The sequence below is a fragment of the Actinoplanes sp. NPDC051861 genome (assembly GCF_040681145.1).
Classification (GTDB): Bacteria; Actinomycetota; Actinomycetes; order Mycobacteriales; family Micromonosporaceae; genus Actinoplanes.
Genome location: NZ_JBFAYE010000001.1, coordinates 1,018,421 through 1,037,160, shown reverse-complemented (window position 1 = coordinate 1,037,160; position 18,740 = coordinate 1,018,421). Strand labels below are relative to the sequence as shown.

Annotated in this window: 13 protein-coding genes; 5 read left to right on the top strand and 8 right to left on the bottom strand. The window is 72.2% G+C overall.

What is annotated here, in order from left to right:
- Complete coding sequence (locus AB0M02_RS05060) at positions 1–1,239, top strand: bifunctional pyridoxamine 5'-phosphate oxidase family protein/GNAT family N-acetyltransferase (protein ID WP_364221584.1); 1,239 nt, start codon at positions 1–3, stop codon at positions 1,237–1,239.
- A gap of 115 nt (positions 1,240–1,354) precedes the next feature.
- Here AB0M02_RS05060 and AB0M02_RS05055 read toward each other — a convergent pair whose 3' ends face one another.
- Complete coding sequence (locus tag AB0M02_RS05055) at positions 1,355–3,802, bottom strand: protein kinase (protein WP_364221581.1); 2,448 nt, start codon at positions 3,800–3,802, stop codon at positions 1,355–1,357.
- 183 nt (positions 3,803–3,985) lie between these two features.
- Between AB0M02_RS05055 and AB0M02_RS05050 the strand changes: the two genes are divergently transcribed.
- Positions 3,986–8,524, top strand: coding sequence for an ATP-dependent helicase (locus tag AB0M02_RS05050; RefSeq protein ID WP_364221578.1), 4,539 nt, complete (start codon positions 3,986–3,988; stop codon positions 8,522–8,524).
- Positions 8,525–8,600: 76 nt separating this feature from the next.
- On the opposite strand, the gene AB0M02_RS05045 is transcribed toward AB0M02_RS05050, so the two are convergent.
- On the bottom strand, positions 8,601–9,527 hold the full coding sequence (locus tag AB0M02_RS05045; protein ID WP_364221575.1) for an LLM class F420-dependent oxidoreductase: 927 nt from the start codon (positions 9,525–9,527) through the stop codon (positions 8,601–8,603).
- Positions 9,528–9,600: 73 nt separating this feature from the next.
- On the opposite strand from AB0M02_RS05045, the gene AB0M02_RS05040 reads away from it, so the two are divergent.
- Positions 9,601–10,389, top strand: a complete 789-nt coding sequence (locus tag AB0M02_RS05040; protein ID WP_364221572.1) for an SAM-dependent chlorinase/fluorinase — start codon at positions 9,601–9,603, stop codon at positions 10,387–10,389.
- A gap of 379 nt (positions 10,390–10,768) precedes the next feature.
- Here AB0M02_RS05040 and AB0M02_RS05035 read toward each other — a convergent pair whose 3' ends face one another.
- On the bottom strand, positions 10,769–11,497 hold the full coding sequence (locus AB0M02_RS05035) for an N-acetyltransferase (protein ID WP_364221569.1): 729 nt from the start codon (positions 11,495–11,497) through the stop codon (positions 10,769–10,771).
- Between the two features lie 12 nt (positions 11,498–11,509).
- Positions 11,510–12,175, bottom strand: coding sequence for a hemerythrin domain-containing protein (locus tag AB0M02_RS05030; RefSeq protein WP_364221566.1), 666 nt, complete (start codon positions 12,173–12,175; stop codon positions 11,510–11,512).
- Between the two features lie 66 nt (positions 12,176–12,241).
- On the opposite strand from AB0M02_RS05030, the gene AB0M02_RS05025 reads away from it, so the two are divergent.
- Positions 12,242–15,058: a BTAD domain-containing putative transcriptional regulator gene (locus tag AB0M02_RS05025; protein WP_364221563.1), complete on the top strand. Its 2,817-nt coding sequence runs from the start codon at positions 12,242–12,244 to the stop codon at positions 15,056–15,058.
- Positions 15,059–15,065: 7 nt separating this feature from the next.
- A complete protein-coding gene (locus tag AB0M02_RS05020; RefSeq protein WP_364221560.1) occupies positions 15,066–15,857 on the top strand; it encodes a DNA-formamidopyrimidine glycosylase family protein in 792 nt (263 codons plus the stop codon).
- Here the strand turns inward: AB0M02_RS05020 and AB0M02_RS05015 are convergent.
- The 4 genes from AB0M02_RS05015 to AB0M02_RS05000 all read right to left on the bottom strand — a co-directional run bounded on the left by AB0M02_RS05015 (position 15,817) and on the right by AB0M02_RS05000 (position 18,738).
- Complete coding sequence (locus tag AB0M02_RS05015; RefSeq protein ID WP_364221559.1) at positions 15,817–16,590, bottom strand: hypothetical protein; 774 nt, start codon at positions 16,588–16,590, stop codon at positions 15,817–15,819. The two genes, AB0M02_RS05020 and AB0M02_RS05015, sit on opposite strands and share 41 nt — an antisense overlap.
- Before the next feature lie 29 nt (positions 16,591–16,619).
- Complete coding sequence (locus AB0M02_RS05010) at positions 16,620–17,480, bottom strand: PspA/IM30 family protein (protein WP_364221556.1); 861 nt, start codon at positions 17,478–17,480, stop codon at positions 16,620–16,622.
- A 223-nt stretch (positions 17,481–17,703) separates the two neighbouring features.
- Positions 17,704–18,087, bottom strand: coding sequence for a helix-turn-helix transcriptional regulator (locus AB0M02_RS05005; RefSeq protein WP_364221553.1), 384 nt, complete (start codon positions 18,085–18,087; stop codon positions 17,704–17,706).
- Positions 18,088–18,246: 159 nt separating this feature from the next.
- Positions 18,247–18,738: a CinA family protein gene (locus AB0M02_RS05000; RefSeq protein ID WP_364221550.1), complete on the bottom strand. Its 492-nt coding sequence runs from the start codon at positions 18,736–18,738 to the stop codon at positions 18,247–18,249.
- Between the last annotated feature and the right edge of the window lie 2 nt (positions 18,739–18,740).

Sequence of the window (18,740 nt, the reverse complement as noted above, 5' to 3'; positions counted from 1 at the left end):
ATGACCGTCCTCTACTCCCCGACCGAGCGCACGACGGCCACCCGGACTCGCAGCCGGATGCACTACGAGCGGGACACCGCACACGCCATTCTCGACGAGGCGTGGGACTGCGCGGTCGGTTTCGTCGTCGACGGTCAGCCGCGAGTCCTGCCGAACCTGCATGTGCGGGTCGACGACACCCTCTATCTGCACGGCTCCAGCGGTGGGCGGCTGGGCCTCTCGGCGCGAGGCGACGGAGTGCCGGTCTGCGTGTCAGTGACCCTGGTGGACGGGTTGGTGTATGGGCGATCACAGTTCCACCACAGCGCGAACTATCGCTCCGTGGTCGTCCACGGCGTCGCGCGCCCGGTCACCGACGACAGCGAGAAGAGACGCGTGCTGAACGCTCTGGCGGACAAGGTCGGTCACGGCCGGTCCGCGGACAGCCGGCCGCCCACCCGGCAGGAGCTGGCGCAGACGACTGTCCTGGCGCTGCCGCTCGTGGAGGTGTCGGTTCGCGTTCGCGCCGGTGGGGTGGTGGACGAGCCGGAGGATCTGAGCCTGCCGCACTGGGCGGGCGTGCTGCCGCTGCGAGTCGTGGCCGGGCCGCCGGAGGCCGATCAGGGCGTGACCGTGCCCACACCGGGTTACCTGCCGGGGCACCCCTCCGCCTGGCAGACGCCGGTGGTGCTGGAGGGCCGGCACGTGCGGCTGGAGCCGCTGACACAGGCGCACGTCCCGGGTCTGTTCGAGGCGCTCGACGACGAGGAGGTGTGGCGTCATATTCCTACGCCGCGCCCGCGGACGCCTGAGGAGCTCGTCGAGGACGTCGCCGGGGTGGTGCGCGGGCAGTGGCTCGGAAAGCGTTCCGGCTGGGCTCAGATCGACCCGGTCAGCGGCGCGGTGATCGGGATGACGACCTATCACGACATCGACACCGACCAGCGGTCGCTCGGCATCGGGCACACCATGGTCGGGCGGAAGTGGTGGCGGACCGGCGTCAACACCGAGGCGAAGCTGATGCTGCTGGAGCGGGCTTTCGACGTGCTGGGGGCGGAGCGGGTGTTCTGGTACACGGACATTCGCAACGAGCGGTCCCAGCAGGCCATCGCGCGTCTCGGTGCGACGCGGGACGGGGTCATCCGGCGTCAGCGGCAGCGGCCTGACGGGTCTTGGCGCGACACGGTTCTGTTCGCGATGACCGCGGACGAGTGGCCGGCTGCCGCGCGGCGACTGCGCGATCGGCTGGCGGCGGGATAACAGCGGAGGCGGACTTCGGGGCGCAGCTCGGTTGAGCGGTGCCGGGGCGCCGGGGGTGCCGGGGTTGGCGGGTGCCGGGGGCGCCGGGGGCGCCGGGGGCGCCGGGGGCGCCGGGTCAGCCTCGGTTGGCGTCGCTGGATGGGGAGCGGGCGGTGCGGTCGGCGAAGAAGGTGCTGCGGACCATCTGGATTTTGGTCAGGTCGTCGGACCAGGTCTTGTCGGGGGTGGCCCAGCTCAGGACGTATGTCTTGCCGTTCGCGGTGAACCAGCGGATGCCTACGCGGCGCTTGCCGTTCGGGCTGTCGTAGCGGAACTCCCAGTCGGCGGCCTTGTGCAGGAGGGGGACCGGTGTGATGCCGATCAGTTGATAACCGGCCGGTGAGCCGTCCCGTTGGAGGCGGAGGTCCTCGGCCTGGCACGCCTTGAGGGGTTCGGTCTGCGGGTCGCGGCCTACGTCGAGGCTCATGACCACCGAACTTCGGGGGTCGCGGAAGCAGTAGGTCCTGCCGATTCGCTGGTATGTCCAGCCGTCGGGGACCGCGATGTGGAAGCCGGTGCGGTCGGTGAAATAGGACCAGCCGGCGAGCAGCGTCCAACCGTTGACGCCGCGGGCGGCTCCCTTTCTCGGGGTGAGGCGGACGCCTGCGGGGGCCGGGGAGTCACAGGCCACCGGGGAGAAGCCGTTGGGGCCGGCGAGTGGCGTCGTGGGTATGGGCTGGGCAGAGACGGTAGGAGCCGGGGTCGTGGTGGACGGGGTGCTGGGTGGGGGTGCGGTGTTCGGCGCTGAGCGGGATTGGGCGGTTACGGAGGCTGGGGGGAGTACGACTTCGGGGTGAGGGGCGGTGTTCTGCGCCAGGTATCCGGCGGAGATGCCGCCGGCCAGCAGGGCCAGGACTGCCGCGGTGATGACGCTGCGGCGAGTACGGGATCGGCGGGGCGCCGGTGTGGCGGGTGGCGGGCTGGGATCCACGATTTGGCCGGTCAGGACGGTTCGAGGGGTTGGGGGTTTGGGGACCAGGGCGTGGCTTGAGGTGGGCAGGGGTGTTGTCACGGCCTCGGGGTCGGGGTCGATCGGGTTTTGAGGGGTGGGTGCAGAGCTGGGGTGGCTTTCTGATTGAGCTACGACGTCGACTGGTGGCTCGGGAGCAGCCGGGTCGGGGAGGTCGCGGTCGTCGGTGGGGATGACTGGGGATTCCGCGGCGTCTTGGTCGGCTGACGGGAAGGTGGGGGCGGGATCGGTTGTCGGTGCTGCTGGTGGGAAGGCTGTGGGAGAAGGAGGAACGGGAGCCGCGTCTGGGACTTGCGGCTGGGTGGACGAGGGCGCCGCCATGGGTGGGAAGGCGGGCTTTGGCGTGGGCCGCGGTGAGGGCCGGCGCGTGGGTGGGGGTTTGGGCGCCGGCTGGGACTCGGTCACGAACGTAGGCGCGGGCGTGAAGGTGGGCGCGGGCTGAGGCGCAGGTGGGGCAACGGGCGCAGGCGGGGCAACGGGCGCAGGTGGGGGAACAACCACCGGTGGGACTGCCGCCTCGCCGCGGAAGGCTGTTGGGATGGGGGCTTCTCCGCGGGCCGCATAGGACGCCGTTGCCGCGACCGGGCTTGGGTAGAGCTCCGCCACGATTTCGTCGGTGTCCGGTTCGGCAAGGCCGGCGCTGAACTCGAAGACTGCGCCGTCGGCAGGCTTTCTTGTCTCCTCCGGGCGGGTTCTCGGGCTCCGCTGACCCGGGACCAGTGGGATCTCCCGGTGGTCGACGGCGACGATGAGTCGCAGTCGTTGTTCGACCTCCGCCGCGCTCAACCGCGCGCCGGGGTCGAACCGCAGGAGTCCTTCGAGGACAGACATCAGGGGGCCGGCGCGGGACGGTGGGTCCGGTGGTTCGCTGGCGAGTGCGGCCAGGGTGGCCATCGCGGTTTCGCGGGCGTACGGGGAACGGCCCTCCACCGCGGCGTACACGGTGGCGCCCAGGGACCACAGGTCGGACTCCACAGTCGAGGCGCCGTCGCGGGCGCGTTCCGGGGAGACGTACTGGGGGGAGCCCACGATCAGGCCGGGAGCGGTCACGGTGCCGTCGTCGACGAACGTGGCCAGGCCGAAGTCGGTCAGGACCACCCGGCCGTCGGTGCCGATGAGGACGTTGTGGGGCTTCACGTCGCGGTGGAGTACGCCGGCGCGGTGTGCGGCGTCGAGTGCGTCCAGCACGGCCAGGCCGATTCGGGCGGCGCCCGCGGGGTCGTAGGGGCCTTCTTCCTGGAGGACCTGGTGGAGTGAGCGGGAGGCGATGTACTCCATGACGATCCAGGACTGGCCGTCGTGGCGTACCACGTCGTAGATCCGGACCACGTGGGGATGGTTCAGTCTCGCCGCGCTGCGGGCCTCGCGCAGGGTCCGGTCGCGCAGGCGATCCTTCTCCGCCTCGGACATCCAGTCGGGAGGGACGATCTCCTTGATCGCGACCTCACGGTCGAGCATTTCGTCGCGGGCGAGCCACACCCGCCCCATTCCACCGGCGCCGACCGGCTCCAGAAGACGGTACCGGCCGGCGACGAGCATCTGCCTGACCGCCATCGGCACCTACCCATCACGTCGGGTATCAGGATAATCAGCACAGACCGCCCAAGGAATGACGATCACCCTCTCACCGCTTGGCGCGAGCTTTTCCCCCGTACGCCCAAAGCTTTGAAGGGCGACCCGGCAGGGGCGCGACCAAGCCGCCGAGTTTTGTCAGACCCCCGGTGAATGATGGTTCCCATGCGAGAGGTGCTCGAGAAGTTCGGACCGGCCACACGGGAGTGGTTCACGGCCGCCTTCGCCGCGCCCACCGCTGCACAGGCGGGTGCGTGGCAGGCGGTCGGCGCCGGGAGAAACGCGCTGGTGGTGGCGCCTACCGGTTCCGGCAAGACGCTGGCGGCATTCCTGTGGTCACTCGACCGCCTGGCTCACGAACCGGTGCCGGAGGAGGCCCGTCGGCGGTGCCGGGTGCTCTACGTGAGCCCGCTCAAGGCGCTGGCGGTCGACGTCGAGCGCAATCTGCGTGCGCCGCTGACCGGCATCCGCCAGGCGTCGGGCAGGCTGGGCGTGCCGCCTCCGGACATCACGGTCGGAATGCGTACGGGTGATACGCCCGCCGATGAGCGGAGGCTCTTCACACGCACCCCGCCGGACATCCTGATCACCACCCCCGAGTCGCTGTTCCTGCTGCTCACCTCGGCGGCGCGTGACTCGCTGCGCGGTGTCGAGACGGTGATCGTCGACGAGGTGCACGCCGTCGCGGCCACCAAGCGCGGCGCACATCTCGCACTCTCGCTGGAGCGGCTGGACGCGCTGCTGGAGCGCCCGGCGCAGCGGATCGGGCTGTCCGCGACGGTGCGGCCGATCGACGAGACCGCGCGCTTTCTCGGCGGGGCGCACGCGGTCGAGATCGTGCAGCCGAGGAGCGCGAAGACGATCGAGGTCTCGGTCGAGGTCCCGGTGGAGGACATGACACGCCTGGACGAGGTGCCGGAGGACGCCGACGACCTGGACGGCGGCCGGCACACGCCGTCGATCTGGCCGGCCGTCGAGGAGCGGGTGCTCGACCTGATCGAGGCGCACCGGTCGACCATCGTCTTCACGAATTCGCGGCGCGGGTCCGAGCGGCTCTGCGCGCGGCTCAACGAGCTGGCCGCCGAACGGTCCGGTCAGGAGCCGCCACCGCCGTCGACCCGGTTGCCCGCGGAGATCATGGCGCAGGCCGGCGGCACTCGCGGCGCACCGCCGGTGGTCGCCCGCGCACATCACGGCAGCGTCTCCCGCGAGGAGCGCAAGCAGATCGAGGAGGCGCTCAAGTCCGGCCTGCTCCCGGCGGTGGTCGCCACCTCGAGCCTGGAGCTCGGCATCGACATGGGCGCCGTCGACCTCGTGGTGCAGATCGAGGCGCCACCCTCGGTCGCCGCCGGCCTGCAGCGCATCGGCCGGGCCGGTCACCAGGTGGGTGCCGTGTCGCGCGGGGTGGTCTTCCCGAAACACCGCGGCGACCTGCTCTCCTGCGCCGTCGTCGCGGAGCGGATGGGTGAGGGCGCGATCGAGGAGCTGCGCTATCCGCGCAACCCGCTCGACGTGCTGGCCCAGCAGATCGTCGCGATGGTCTCCCTGGACGCCTGGCAGGTCGACGAGTTGTCCGCGCTGATCCGCCGGGCCGCGCCCTTCGCCGAATTGCCCGACTCCGCGCTGCACGCCGTTCTGGACATGCTGTCCGGGCGCTACCCGTCGACCGCCTTCGCCGAGCTGCGGCCCCGGCTGGTCTGGGACCGCGGCACCGACCAGCTGACCGGGCGGCCCGGAGCGCAGCGCCTCGCCGTGACCAGCGGCGGCACGATTCCGGACCGAGGAACCTTCGGGGTCTTTCTGGCCGGTTCGGAACGGGCTTCGCGGGTGGGCGAGCTGGACGAGGAGATGGTGTACGAGTCTCGCGTCGGCGATGTCTTCCTCCTCGGGTCGACGTCCTGGCGCATCGAGGACATCACCCCGGATCGGGTGCTGGTCTCCCCCGCACCCGGTGCACCGGCGCGCATGCCGTTCTGGAAGGGCGACTCGCCCGGCCGCCCGATCGAGCTGGGCCGGGCCATCGGCGCCCGGCTACGCGCTCTGACCCGGGCCGGCGACGAGAAGGCGACCACCGCCCTGCACGACGCCGGCCTCGACGAGTGGGCGGCCGGCAACCTGATCGCCTACCTGCGCGAGCAGCGGGAGGCGACCCGTCACCTGCCGGACGACCGGACCGTCGTGGTGGAGCGGTTCCGTGACGAGCTGGGCGACTGGCGGATGACCGTGCACTGCGTGCTCGGCGCCAAGGTCAACGCGCCCTGGGCGCTGGCGATCGGGCGGCGGCTCTCCGAGCGGTACGGGGTGGACGGCCAGGTCATGCCGTCCGACGACGGCATCGTGATCCGGCTGCCGGACACCGCCGACGAGCCGCCAGGCGCCGATCTGGTCTCCTTCGACCCAGAGGAGATCGCTCAGCTGGTCGAGGAGTCGGTCGGCACGTCGGCACTGTTCGCGTCCCGCTTCCGGGAGTGCGCGGCCCGGTCGTTGCTGCTGCCCCGGCGCGACCCGCGGCGCCGCCAGCCGTTGTGGCAGCAACGGCAGAGGTCAGCGCAGCTGCTCGACGTGGCGCGTGAGTTCGCCGACTTCCCGGTGACCCTCGAAGCCGCCCGGGAGTGCCTGCAGGACGTCTTCGACGTGCCCGGCCTGGTCGGCCTGATGCGCGAGGTCGCCGGCCGCAAGATCCGGCTGGTCGAGACGGAGACCGCGCGGCCGTCGCCGTTCGCGCGATCGCTGCTCTTCGGGTACGTGGGTGCGTTCCTCTACGAGGGTGACGCTCCGCTGGCCGAGCGGCGGGCGGCGGCGCTGGCGCTCGACTCGACACTGCTGGGTGAGCTGCTCGGACGGGTCGACCTGCGGGAGCTGCTCGATCCGCAGGTGGTCACGGAGACCGAGGCGCAACTGCAGTGGCGGACCGAGCAGCGCCGGCCGCGGGACGCCGAGGACACCGCGGAACTGCTCCGGCTGCTCGGTGACCTCTCGACGGGCGAGCTGGCCGAGCGGGGTGTGCCCGAGGAGTGGGTGCTCAGCCTCGCGGCGGCGCGGCGGGCGGTCCAGATCCGGGTGGCCGGGGAGGAGCGCTGGATCGGGGTCGAGGACACCGGGCGCTACCGGGACGCCCTCGGGGTGGCGCTGCCGGTCGGGATCCCGGAGGCGTATCTGGAGACTGTCACGGATCCGCTCGGTGATCTGGTGGCTCGGTTCGCGCGTACGCACGGGCCGTTCGCGGCGGCGACCTGCGCGGCCCGGTTCGGGCTGGGCGTGTTCGTGGTCGAGCAGGCGCTGAAACGGCTGAGCGCGACCGGCCGGGTCAGCTCCGGCGAGTTCTCGCCGGGCGGCGCCGGCACCGAGTGGTGTGACGCCGAGGTGCTGCGCATGCTCCGGCGGCGGTCGCTGGCGGCGCTACGCCGGGAGATCGAGCCGGTGCCGCCCGCGGTGCTGGCCGCGTTCCTGCCGCGCTGGCAGCAGGTCGGCGGCAACGGCCGCGGGGTGGACGCGGTCGCCGCCGCGATCGAGCAGATCCAGGGTGTCGCGGTTCCGGCGTCGGCGTGGGAGCGGCTGGTCCTGACCGCGCGGGTGGCCGACTACGCCCCTCCCCTGCTCGACGAACTCTGCGGTTCCGGCGAGGTGCTGTGGGCGGGCTCCGGGTCGATCGCCGGTGGCGACGGGTGGGTGACGCTCGCCTATGCGGACAGCGCACCCCTGCTGCTGCCGCCACCGGACGAGGAGTTCGCGTCCACGCCCCTGCACCAGGCGGTCCTGGACGCGCTCGCCGACGGGCAGGCGCTGTTCTTCCGGTCGCTCTCCGACCGGGTCGGCTCAACCGACGACAACGACCTCGCGGCCGCGGTCTGGGACCTGGTCTGGGCCGGCCACCTGACCAACGACACGTTCGCGCCACTCCGTGCACTGCTCGGCGGCAGCGGCGCGCACCGGGCGAAAGCGGCGCCGGCACGCGCCCGCTATCGGCGTCCGGGACGGCCGCACATGCCGTCGCGGACCGGGCCGCTCAACATGGCGGGCCGCTGGTCGCAACTCCCGGAACGAGACCTGGACCCCACCCGGCGAGCGGCGGCGGTCGCCGACCTCCTGCTCGAACGGCACGGCGTGGTGACCCGCGGCGCGGCCATCGCTGAAGGGGTGACCGGCGGGTTCGCCGCGGTCTATCCGGTGCTGGCGGCGCTGGAGGAACGCGGCGCGGCCCGGCGTGGCTACTTCGTGGAGGGCCTCGGGGCGGCGCAGTTCGCTGTTCCGGGTGCGGTGGACCGCCTGCGGGCCCTCTCGGAACCGGCCGAGCTCAACAAACGCGCGGGCAACGCCGTGGTGCTGGCCGCCACCGACCCGGCGAATCCCTACGGGGCGGCGCTTCCGTGGCCGGAACGGATCGTGGACAGCGGCGACGGCGAGCCGGTGGCCAAGGCGGGACACCGGGCCGGGCGGAAGGCGGGTGCGCTGGTCGTGCTGGTCGAGGGGGAGGTGGTGCTCTATGTGGAGCGTGGCGGGCGGACGCTGCTGTCGTTCACGGACGACGGGGAGGAGTTGACGAGGGCGGCCGCTGGGCTTGCGGGGGCGGTGCGGTCGGGGGCGCTCGGGCCCATGTCGGTGGAGCGGGCTGATGGGGAGTCGGTTCATGCTTCGGTTTTGCGGGAGGCGCTCACGGCTGCGGGGTTCCGGGCTACGCCGCGGGGGTTGCGGTTGCGGGCGTGAGTCGCGGGCGGGTTCGCGGGGCAGGGCGGCGCCGGCCGGGGTGGGCGGCCGGCGTCGCGGGAGGGGGTTGGGCTGGTCAGAGGTGTGGGGCTACCTCGGCGGCGACCAGGTCGATGTGGTCGGTGTCGGCGAGGTCGAGGACCTGCAGGAAGAGGCGGGAGGCACCGGCCTCGGCGTAGCGGTTGATGGTTTCGAGGGCCTCGGCGGGGGTGCCGACGATGCCGCCGTTCTCGCGCATCTCGTCCACGTCGCGGCCGATGGCGGCGGCGCGGCGGTGGAGTTCGGTGTCGTTGCGGCCTACGCAGAGGATGGCTGCGGCGGAGAAGGCGGGAGGCTCGGCGCGGCCGATGGCGGTGCTCGCGGCGCGGACGCGGTCGTACTGGGCGGGGATGTCCTCGATCTTGGAGAAGGGGACGTTGAACTCGGTGGCGTAACGGGCGGCGAGGGCTGGGGTTCGCTTCTTGCCGTGGCCGCCGATGATGACCGGCGGCGGGGTCTGTGCCGGCTTGGGCAGCGCCGGGGAGTCGCTGAGCTGGTAAAACTTGCCGTCGTAGTCGAAGGTGGCGCCGACCGGGGTGTTCCACAGGCCGGTGATGACGGCCAGCTGCTCCTCGAGGCGGTCGAAGCGCTCGCCGAGCGGTGCGAACGGGATGCCGTACGCCTGGTGCTCGGTCTCGAACCAGCCGCCGCCGAGACCGAACTCGACGCGTCCACCGCTCATCGCGTCGACCTGGGCGACCGCGATGGCCAGCGGGCCGGGCAGCCGGAACGTGGCCGAACTGACCAGCGTGCCGAGCCGGATCCGGGACGTCTGCACGGCCAGCGCGGCCAGGGTGATCCAGGCGTCGGACGGGCCGGGCAGGCCGGACACATCGCCCATCTTGACGTAGTGGTCGGACCGGAAGAACCCGTCGAATCCGCCGTCCTCGGCAGCCTTGGCCACCCGGAGGAGATCGTCGTGTCCGGCGCCCTGCTGGGGTTCGGTGAAGATCACGAGACGCATGGATCAACACTGCCACGGCGGTGCGGCGTGCCCTTACCGCGTTCGATGTCAACAGGCAGTAACGTTGACCACCATGGCCGGTTATGGATGGATCAGTTTCACCACCGATTACGGCACGTTCGACGGTTTCGTCGCGGCCTGCCATGGCTCGATCGCGCGCGTCGCCCCCGACGTACGCGTGATTGATGTCACTCATCACGTGCCGCCGGCCGATGTGGCCCGGGGTGCGGCGGTGCTCGCGCAGACCGCGCCCTACCTGCCGGCGTCGGTGCACCTCGCGGTCGTCGACCCGGGCGTCGGCACGGCCCGGCGGGGTGTGGTGCTGACCACGCCGAACGCTCTCCTCGTCGGCCCCGACAACGGTCTGCTGATCTGGGCGGCGGAAGCACTCGGCGGCGTCGAGTCCGCACATGAGCTGAGCAACAAGGACTGGATGCTCGGTGACGTGTCCCGCACCTTCCACGGACGGGACGTGTTCGCGCCGTCCGCGGCCCGGCTGGCGGCGGGCGCGGCTGCCGCGGAGGCGGGTCCGGAGGTGGACAGGGCAACTTTGGTACGCCTACCCGACCCGATCATCACCCTCGGAGACGGATGGATCGAGGCCGAAGTCCTGACCGTCGACCGGTTCGGCAACGTCCAACTGGCGGCCGATGGCGCGATGCTCACCGGCCTCGGCCCGGAACTCCTGGTCAACGGCAGCGTCCGGGCCCGGCGCGGCGCCACGTTCGCGGACGTCGGCGCCGGCGAGCTGCTGGTCTTCCCCGACTCCGCCGACCGGGTGGCGATCGCCGTCAACAACGGCCGCGCAGTCGTGGTCCTCTCCGTCCGTCCGGGCGACGTGGTCCGCATCGCCGCCCGCTGACATCGATCCAGCGCCACAGTCGTCGTCAACGCCGCCCCTCCCGCCCAAGATCCCAGGGCACTCCGCGACGTTGGGCGCCAAAGCCGGCGATGGGCGGTGGGCGATGGGCGGCGCGGGCGCCCAAGATCCCGGACGACTCCGCGACCATGGGCGCCGAAACCGGTGATTGGCGGCGCGGGCGCCCGAGATCGCGAATAGAGGGCGGCGGCGAGGGCGACGAGCGGGTCCGCGCGGCGGAGAGTGGGACGGAGCTGCGCGCGGCGAGACGGAGCGGCGTCGAGCGCGGGGTGAAGCGGCGCCGAGCGCGGGACGAAGCGCCGCCGAACGGGGCGGGACGGCGCCGAGCAGGGTGGGACGGCGGGGCCTGGTGGGAGGAGGGTCAGAGCTGGTGGTGGACCCAGACGTTGGGTTCTACGTATACGGCGTAGTCCTGTTCGACGTCGCAGCGGACCGAGGCCAGCGCTCCCGGCACCTCCACCTGGCCCGACGCCGAGAACGGCAGGCCTGTCCACTCCCGCCACTGCGACAGCGTGCCCGCGATCGTCATGCTGCAGTGGGCCACGTTCACGATCCGGCCGCCCGCCCGCACGTGTACCCGCAGCCACGGATCCACGGGGAGGCCGTCTTCGCGGGCTTCCCACGCGTACCCATCGATGGTTTCAGAGAATTGACCGCTCGGCCGGACCGGCGCGACCAGGTCGGTGAAGCCGTGCCTGGCCGCGTTTTCGCGCATTGCCGTGAGCATGCGGCCGGACAGCCCGCCGCCTCGGAGGTCCGGGCGGATCATGATCTCCAGGGCTGAGACGATTGTCGGGGGCGTGCCGGTCAGGCGGTCGTGGACCGCGGATCGGACCGCCCAGTCCCAGCCGCCCTCCGGTAGCCCGGCGGAGATGTCGCCGGAGAAGGACAGCGGGACCGAATGGGCGTAGGCCACCGGCCGCCCCGACTCCCGGTCCAGCGCCAGCAGCGTGAACTCCGGCCAGAGCGTGTCGAAGTGGCGGTAGTAGAAAGCCGCCGTCGGGTCCTTCGTCATGAACACAGGCCAGAAGCCGCCGAGCTCCCCGAGGAGTTCGAGACGGCCGTTCAGCGGGGCGATGTCCAGGTCCATGCCAGAAATATGTCAGCCGGCGCGCACCCGGTCACGCGCATTCGTGTAGACCCCGTCGCCGAACAGCCGCCACACCAGCCGGATCGGCGCCGGCAGCTGGGCCAGGAACCGCGCCTTCTCCGCCGGGGTCGCCTCCTCGAAGAGCGAGCCGAGGAAGACCAGCGCCATCCGGTTCTTCGGAATGATCTCCTGACCGCGTTTGCCCAGCGCGTCCCACTCGTCGTGGGTCAGGTGCTCGGAGACGAGCGGGAGGATCAGCGCCTCCTCGTCCGCCAGGTGCTCGTCCAGCGCCACGGACGCCTGCGCGATGACGTCGGCGAGTTCGTCGCGGTCGGCCGCCGGCGCAGCGGAACGCCAGCGCGGCAACAGGACCGAGATGCGGTCGAGCGGCTCGTGCAGACGAGCGTGCTGCGCCTCCATCCGGTGGATCAGATCGGCCTGCATCCGGGCCCGCGACAGCAGCAACGGCCACAGCAGCTCGTCCTCGGCGGTGTGATGGTGGTGCAGCGCCGACGCCAGGTTCTCCAGGTGCGAGCCGATCACCTCGGCCCGCGCCACGTCGCCCGGTGTCACCGCCCGGACCAGGCCGGGCAGCAGCCGGAACTCGCGCCGGAAGACCCGGTGCACCAGCACCATCTCCCAGGTGTCGACCGGTCCGGTCACAGATTTCGTCGTCATGCCCACACCATGAACCGGTCGGCTTGCAGACTGCCTGCAAACCGGATGCATCCCTATGATCGGCCGGTGCTGATCGGCAGGGTGCTGGGACCGACCGAGGTCGAGGCGGGCGGGGTCCGTGTCGATCTGGGCGGTCCGCTGCCGCGCCGCATGGTCGCCGCGCTGCTCGCGGCCGAGGGGCGGCCGGTGAGCGAGGACGCGCTGGCCGAGGCGTTGTGGGCGGGTGATCCGCCGGCCAGTCCCACGGTGTCGTTGCAGGCTTATGTGTCGCGGCTGCGGCGGGCGCTGGGCGGTGAGCGGGACGCGCTGGAACGTGCCGGTGACGGCTATCGGCTGCGGGTGGACCGGACCGATTCGGCCCACTTCGCGGACCTGGTGGAGCGCGGGCGGACGTTGCTGGCCTCCGAGCGGCCGGGTGAGGCGCTGCGGGTCTTCGACGAGGCGCTGGCGATGTGGCGGGGTGAGGCTTTCGCCGGGCTGCCGGATTTCGCGGCGCCCTCGCGGGCGCGTCTCGCGGAGTTGCGAGCGGTCGCGGCGGAGGAGCGGCAGGCTGCGCGGATCGGTTCCGGCGACGCGCCGGGCGCGGTGGGTGATCTAAAAGAAGGGGTACGCGTAGAGCCCTATCGTGAGCGCCGCTGGGAACTGCTGATCCTCGCCCAGTACCGCAGTGGCCGCCAGGCGGACGCGCTCGCCTCCCTGCGCCGGGTTCGCGCCCTGCTCGCCGACGAGCTGGGCATCGACCCCGGACCGGCACTGCAGGAGCTGGAGAGCCGCCTGCTGGCCCAGGATCCACGACTGCTCCTTCCCTCCTCCCGCCCGGCTGCGGCGGTCCGCCCGCTCACGACGTTCCTGGGCCGCACCGCCGAGCTCGCCGTCCTGAATCAGCTGACGAGCACGAACCGCCTGGTCACGCTCGTCGGCCCGGGCGGCGCCGGCAAGACCCGCCTCGCCGTCGAACACGCCGCCGGCAAGACCCGGCCGACCGTCGGGCACAGCGCCGGCGAGACCCGGCCGGCCGTCGAGCAGACCGCCGACCGGGCCTGGTTCGTCCGGCTCGCTGACGCCACCGACCCGGTGCTGGCGGTGGCGGCCGCTCTCGGGCTGCGCGGTTCGACCGTGGAGGCGGTCACCGCGGCCCTCGCCAACCGCGGCGGACTGCTGCTGCTGGACAACTGCGAGCACCTGGTGGAGCCGGTCGCCACGCTGGTACTGCACCTGCTCGCGCACTGCCCCGGCCTGCGGATCCTGGCCACCGGCCGGGAGCCGCTGGGCGTCGACGGCGAACGGCTGCTGCCCGTCGCACCGCTCCCCGCATCCGACGCGATCGCGCTCCTCACCGACCGGATCTCGGCGATCCGCCCGGGCTGGCGTCCCAATCCGGCGGAGAGCGTCCACCTGGAGCGCATCGCGACCGCCCTGGACGGCATCCCGCTCGCGCTGGAACTGGCCGCCGCCCGCGCCCGGGTGCTGAGCCTCGCCGAACTGAGCGACCTGCTGGGCGACCGTTTCCCGGAGCTGGGACCGGTGCCGCGCGGCGCCCTCGCCCCGCACCAGACCCTGGAGGCCGCGGTCGCCTGGAGCGTGGACCTGCTCTCCCCCGCCGACCGGGCACTGCTGCTGCGACTCTGGCCGTTCGAGGGCGGCTTCAGCCTGACCGCGGTCGGCCCACCCGAGCCACCGGCCGGAGGAAGGCCGGGCGAAGGAAAGCCGGGCGGAGGAAAGCCGGGCGGGCGGGGGCGGTCGGATCTGACCGCGCTGTCGAGCCTGGTGGCCCGCTCGGTGGTGGTCGCGGACACCGGAGTCACCCCGGCCCGCTACCGGCTCCTGGAGATCATCCGGGCCTACTGCCGGGCTCACGATCCCGACCCCGACGGCAGCCGGGCCGCGCACGCCGCCTGGGTGCGCGCGTTCGTCCTGCGCTGGATCCCCGAGCTGACCGGTGAGCGGTCCGCGCACGCGATCCGGATGCTCAACCGGGAACTGCCGAACCTGCGCGCCGGCGTCGAGCACGACCTGACCGCCGACCCGGTCGCGGCGCTGCGGACGGCCGGGCTGCTGGGCTGGTTCTGGTTCCGCGGCGGGCACGTCACCGAGGGGCTGCGGCTGCTGACCCAGGCGCTGAACGGCGCACCGGACGCGCCGGTCGCGGACCGGGCCCGGGCCTGGTCCTCGTGCGTGATCCTGCGGTTCATCGCGGGTGACCTGACCGGTGCGGCAGAGTCGGTCAAGGAGACGTACGCGGCCGCCGGCACACCGGCCGACCGGGACACCCGGCTGGTCCAGGTGCAGACGCTCTACTACGACTCGCTGCTGCACGAGGCGACCGGCGACTTCGTCACGGCCGCCGCGAGGGCGCGGGAGTCGATGGCGGCGGCCCGCGTCTACGGCGAGGACTGGATGGTCGCGTCCGGCAAGGTCTGCCTCGGATTCGCGCTGGCCGGGCTGGGCGAGATCGCGGAGGGACGGCGGACCCTCGCCGAGGCCATCGCGGAGTCGCTGGCGCAGAACAGCCGGTGGATGGCGGGTCTGGGCGAGCTGGCGCTGGGCAGGGCGTTGCTGGGCGGCGACCCGGACCCGGTGGCCGCTCTCGCGGCACTGCGCCGGGGCATCGAGCTGTTCCAGGGCGAGAACGACCTCGGTGACGTCCTGATCTGCCTGCACACCGGCGCCTACGCGTTGGCGCTGTCCGGGCGGCGGGAGGCGGGGACGAGGTTGCTGGCGGGTGTGCGTGCTTACGCCGTACGCCATGGTGTTGATCCTGATCTGGCAAGCCCGATCCTGACCGCCGCGCTGGAGCGGGCACTGCCTGATGCGGACCGCGCAGCGGGCAGCCGCCTCACCCTGCCCGAGATGATCGATTTGCTCGCGCCCGGCGGGGAATGATGAGCCCATGCCCGAAGGCGACACCGTCTGGAACACCGCGCGGGTGGTGGAGCGCGCGCTCACCGGTGAGGTGCTGACCGGATCGGACTTCCGCGTGCCCCGGCTGGCCACCACCGACCTCACCGGCTGGACCGTGGCCGAGTCCGCGAGCCGTGGCAAGCACCTGCTGCTGCGGCTCACCAGGGACGGGCAGCAACCGCTCACCCTCCACTCCCACCTGCGGATGGAAGGGGCGTGGCGCACCTATCAGCCGGGCGAGCGCTGGACCGGGCGCCCGGCCCACCTGATCCGGGTCGTGCTGCGCACCGCGCGATCAGTAGCGGTCGGGTACCACCTGCATGAGGTCACGCTGGTGCCGACGGCGGACGAGGAGAGTCTTGTCGGGCACCTCGGCCCGGACCTGCTCGGGAGCGACTGGGACCCGGCCGAGGCGGCCCGCCGGATCTCCGCACACCCGGCGACCAGTATCGCCGAGGCCCTGCTCGATCAGCGGAACCTGGCCGGGGTGGGCAACCTCTACAAGGCCGAGACACTGTTCCTGCGCGGGCTCTGGCCGTGGACGCCGGTCGCCGACGTGCCGGACGTGACGGCCACTGTGGAGCTGGCGCAGAAACTGGTCGCCTCGAACAGGGGCCGCTGGACGCAGACGACCACCGGATCGCTGCGCCGGGGCGAGACGAGCTATGTGTACGGTCGCCGCGCCCAGCCGTGCCGCCGCTGCGGTTCCGCGATCCAGAAGGCCGACCAGGGGGAACGGATTACTTACTGGTGTCCGCGCTGCCAGCCGAAGCCGGATTGAACCTCGCCGTGGTGTCGCGCAGCTCGGCCAGGCCCTCGGCGATGCCGCGCAACCGGTCCGCCGCCTCGATCAGGCTGAAGTACGCCGGATGGCGGCTCTCCGCCACCGGGTGCCCGTCCTCGGCGACGTAGCTCGCCGCGGCCGCCACCAACGTCTCATATGCCAGGACACCCTCGGTGAACTGCTCGGCGAGCACGGTGTGCGACCGGACCAGCGCGTCGCGCTGGTTCTCCCGGCCGAGCGGGATGGCGCGCTCGACGCTCGCCGCCCGCTGGCCGAGGTCACGCAGCCAGCCCTCGGCGGTGGCCGCCTCCAGCACCGCGGTCTCGCCCTCGCCGGTCAGCCGGCCGGCGAGGCCGGACATGGTCTGCGACGCCCGGTCCAGCCGGTCCCAGGAGTCGGCGATCATCGAGTGCCGCAGCGCATAGCGGTTCTTCTGGCGGCGCACCTCGTGCAGCACGCTCCGGCCGAGCGCCTTGGTGATGCCGGGCTCGGGAAGCGACGGCGGCGGTGCCGGGGTCGCGGCCAGCTCCCGGTGGTCGCTCCAGCGCCACCAGGCCAGCACGGCCGAGCCACCCGCGGCTGCCGCCCAGGCGGCGTCGGCGATGCCGATACCCGCGTACGGCGTGAGGACGGCGGCCGCGGCGGTCAGGCCGCCGCCGAGCACGCTCCACCGGCGCGCCGAACCGCGCAGCCGCTTGAGCTGCCGAAAGTACCTGGTCCGCTCGTCCACCGTCGCTCCCCCTCGCTGTCGTGCGCCGGTCAGCCCGCGGCGGTGGTGTCGCCGCGCTTCTGGTTCAGGCTGGCGCGGATCTCGTCGAGCCGGGCCACGCCGGCCGGGTCGGCGGCCGGGGTGGCGGGCTGCTCGACGGCCGGCTGCGCGGGTGTGCCACCCAGCTTCTCGCCGGCCATGCTCGATCGGATCTGCTCCAGGCGGGACGCACCGGCCAGGTCCAGGCTGGACTTCTGCACCTCGAGCATCCGGCCCTCGACCGAGTTGGAGGCCAGCTCGGCGCGGCCCATGGCATTCGCGTACCGCTGCTCGATCTTGTCGCGCACCTGGTCCAGCGACGGGGTGTTGCCCGGCGCGGCGAGCTGCGACATCGACTCCAGCGATTTCGCCACGGTCTCCTGCATCTTGGCCTGCTCGAGCTGGCTGAGCAGGCGGGACCGCTCGGCGATGCGCTGCTGCAGCACCATCGCGTTGTTCTCGACCGCCTTGCGGGCCTGCCCGGCGGCGGCGAGCGCCTGGTCGTGCAGGGTCTTCAGATCCTCCATCGACTGCTCGCCGGACACCAGCTGGGTGGCCAGGGTCTGCGCGGTCGACTCGTACTTCTGCGCCTCGGCCTCGTCGCCGCCGGCCCGGGCCCGGTCGGCCAGCACGAGCGCCTGCCGGGCCATCCCCTGCAGCTTCTCGACCTCGGACATCTGCCGGGACAGCTTCATCTCGAGCTGCCGCTGGTTGCCGATCACGGCTGCGGCCTGCTGAACGAGCGCCTGATGCTGCCGCTGGGCGTCCTCGATGGCCTGCTGAATCTGCACCTTCGGGTCGGCGTACTCGTCGATCTTCGCGCCGAAGAGCGCCATCATGTAATGCCAGCCCTTGACGAACGGGTTCGCCATCTCGCGGTATCCCCTCAAGTCGCTCCGTCGGACGCGTCACCGCTTACGGTTACCCGGCGATGACGCGAAACCCATCGTGTCAGCCCGACGCCAGCGGCGTCACGGGTCCTACGGGGGATCTCAGGGTCTCCCCTGGCATCGAGGCTACGCTCCCCTGAGCCCGTCGGCGACAAGCACGCGAGGCCGCTCCGAACGGAGCGGCCTCGCGGTCGTATGAGCATGATCAGGCGGCGTAGACGATGTCCCGCTGCTGTTTGCGGGTCGTGCGCAACGTTGCCTTCAGCGGTGAATCCTGGCGGACCGAGACGGACACGTTCCCGCCGGTCGCCTTCCCGGCGTCCTCGTCCACTCCGACGAGCACGCCCGCCATGTTCTCCGCGATCGCCAGAGTGTTGCTGACCTCACTCAGCAACTCGGAGAGCCGGGCGCCGAGAGCGTCGCAGATGGCCGCCAGCAGCTCGCTGGACGCCTCTTTCTGCCCTCGCTCGATCTCGGACAGATAGCCCAGGCTCACGTTCGCGGCGGTGGACACCTCGCGCAGCGTGCGGTGCTGCCCCTGCCGGCGCGCACGAAGTGCGTCGCCGATAACACGGCGTAGCAGGACCATGGCACCTCCTCCTGCGGGCGAGGCCACCGGCATACGCCGGAGGCTTCCCGCAACCGTACCTGGCGCGAGCGAGACCGACATCCCGCCCCGCCGAATTCCCGAAGCCGCCGGGCGGCGGTGCAACGGGACAACCGGCGCAGCGCCGGAAGTATTCCCAGTTCAAACCCGCGCAGGTGCAGCTCGGAGCGCATCGGCCAGCAGCTGCAGGACGGCCGTCACACTTTCGGTGCGGATCGCCGCCCGGCCGCCGGTGAGGCGTAACTCACGAACTTCGACCCCGGTGGGACCGGCCACGGCCACGTAGACGAGGCCGACCGGCTTGCCGTCCTGCGGTTCCGGGCCCGCGACGCCCGTCGTGGACAGGCCCCAGTCGGCGCCGCAGCGTTCGCGGGCACCGGACGCCAGCGCGGCGGCCACGTCACGGTCCACCGGGCCTCGTTCTTCGAGCAACTTCATCGGTACGCCGGCCAGGCTCGCCTTCAACTCGGTCGCATAGACGACCAGCCCGCCCCGATAGACGGCGCTCACGCCCGGAATATCGACGATCGTCGCCGCCACCAGCCCGCCGGTCAGCGACTCCGCGGTCGCGAGCGTCTCGTGCCGGTCGACCAGGACGTGCACGGCCGCCGCGGCGGCCACCGCCATATCCATGA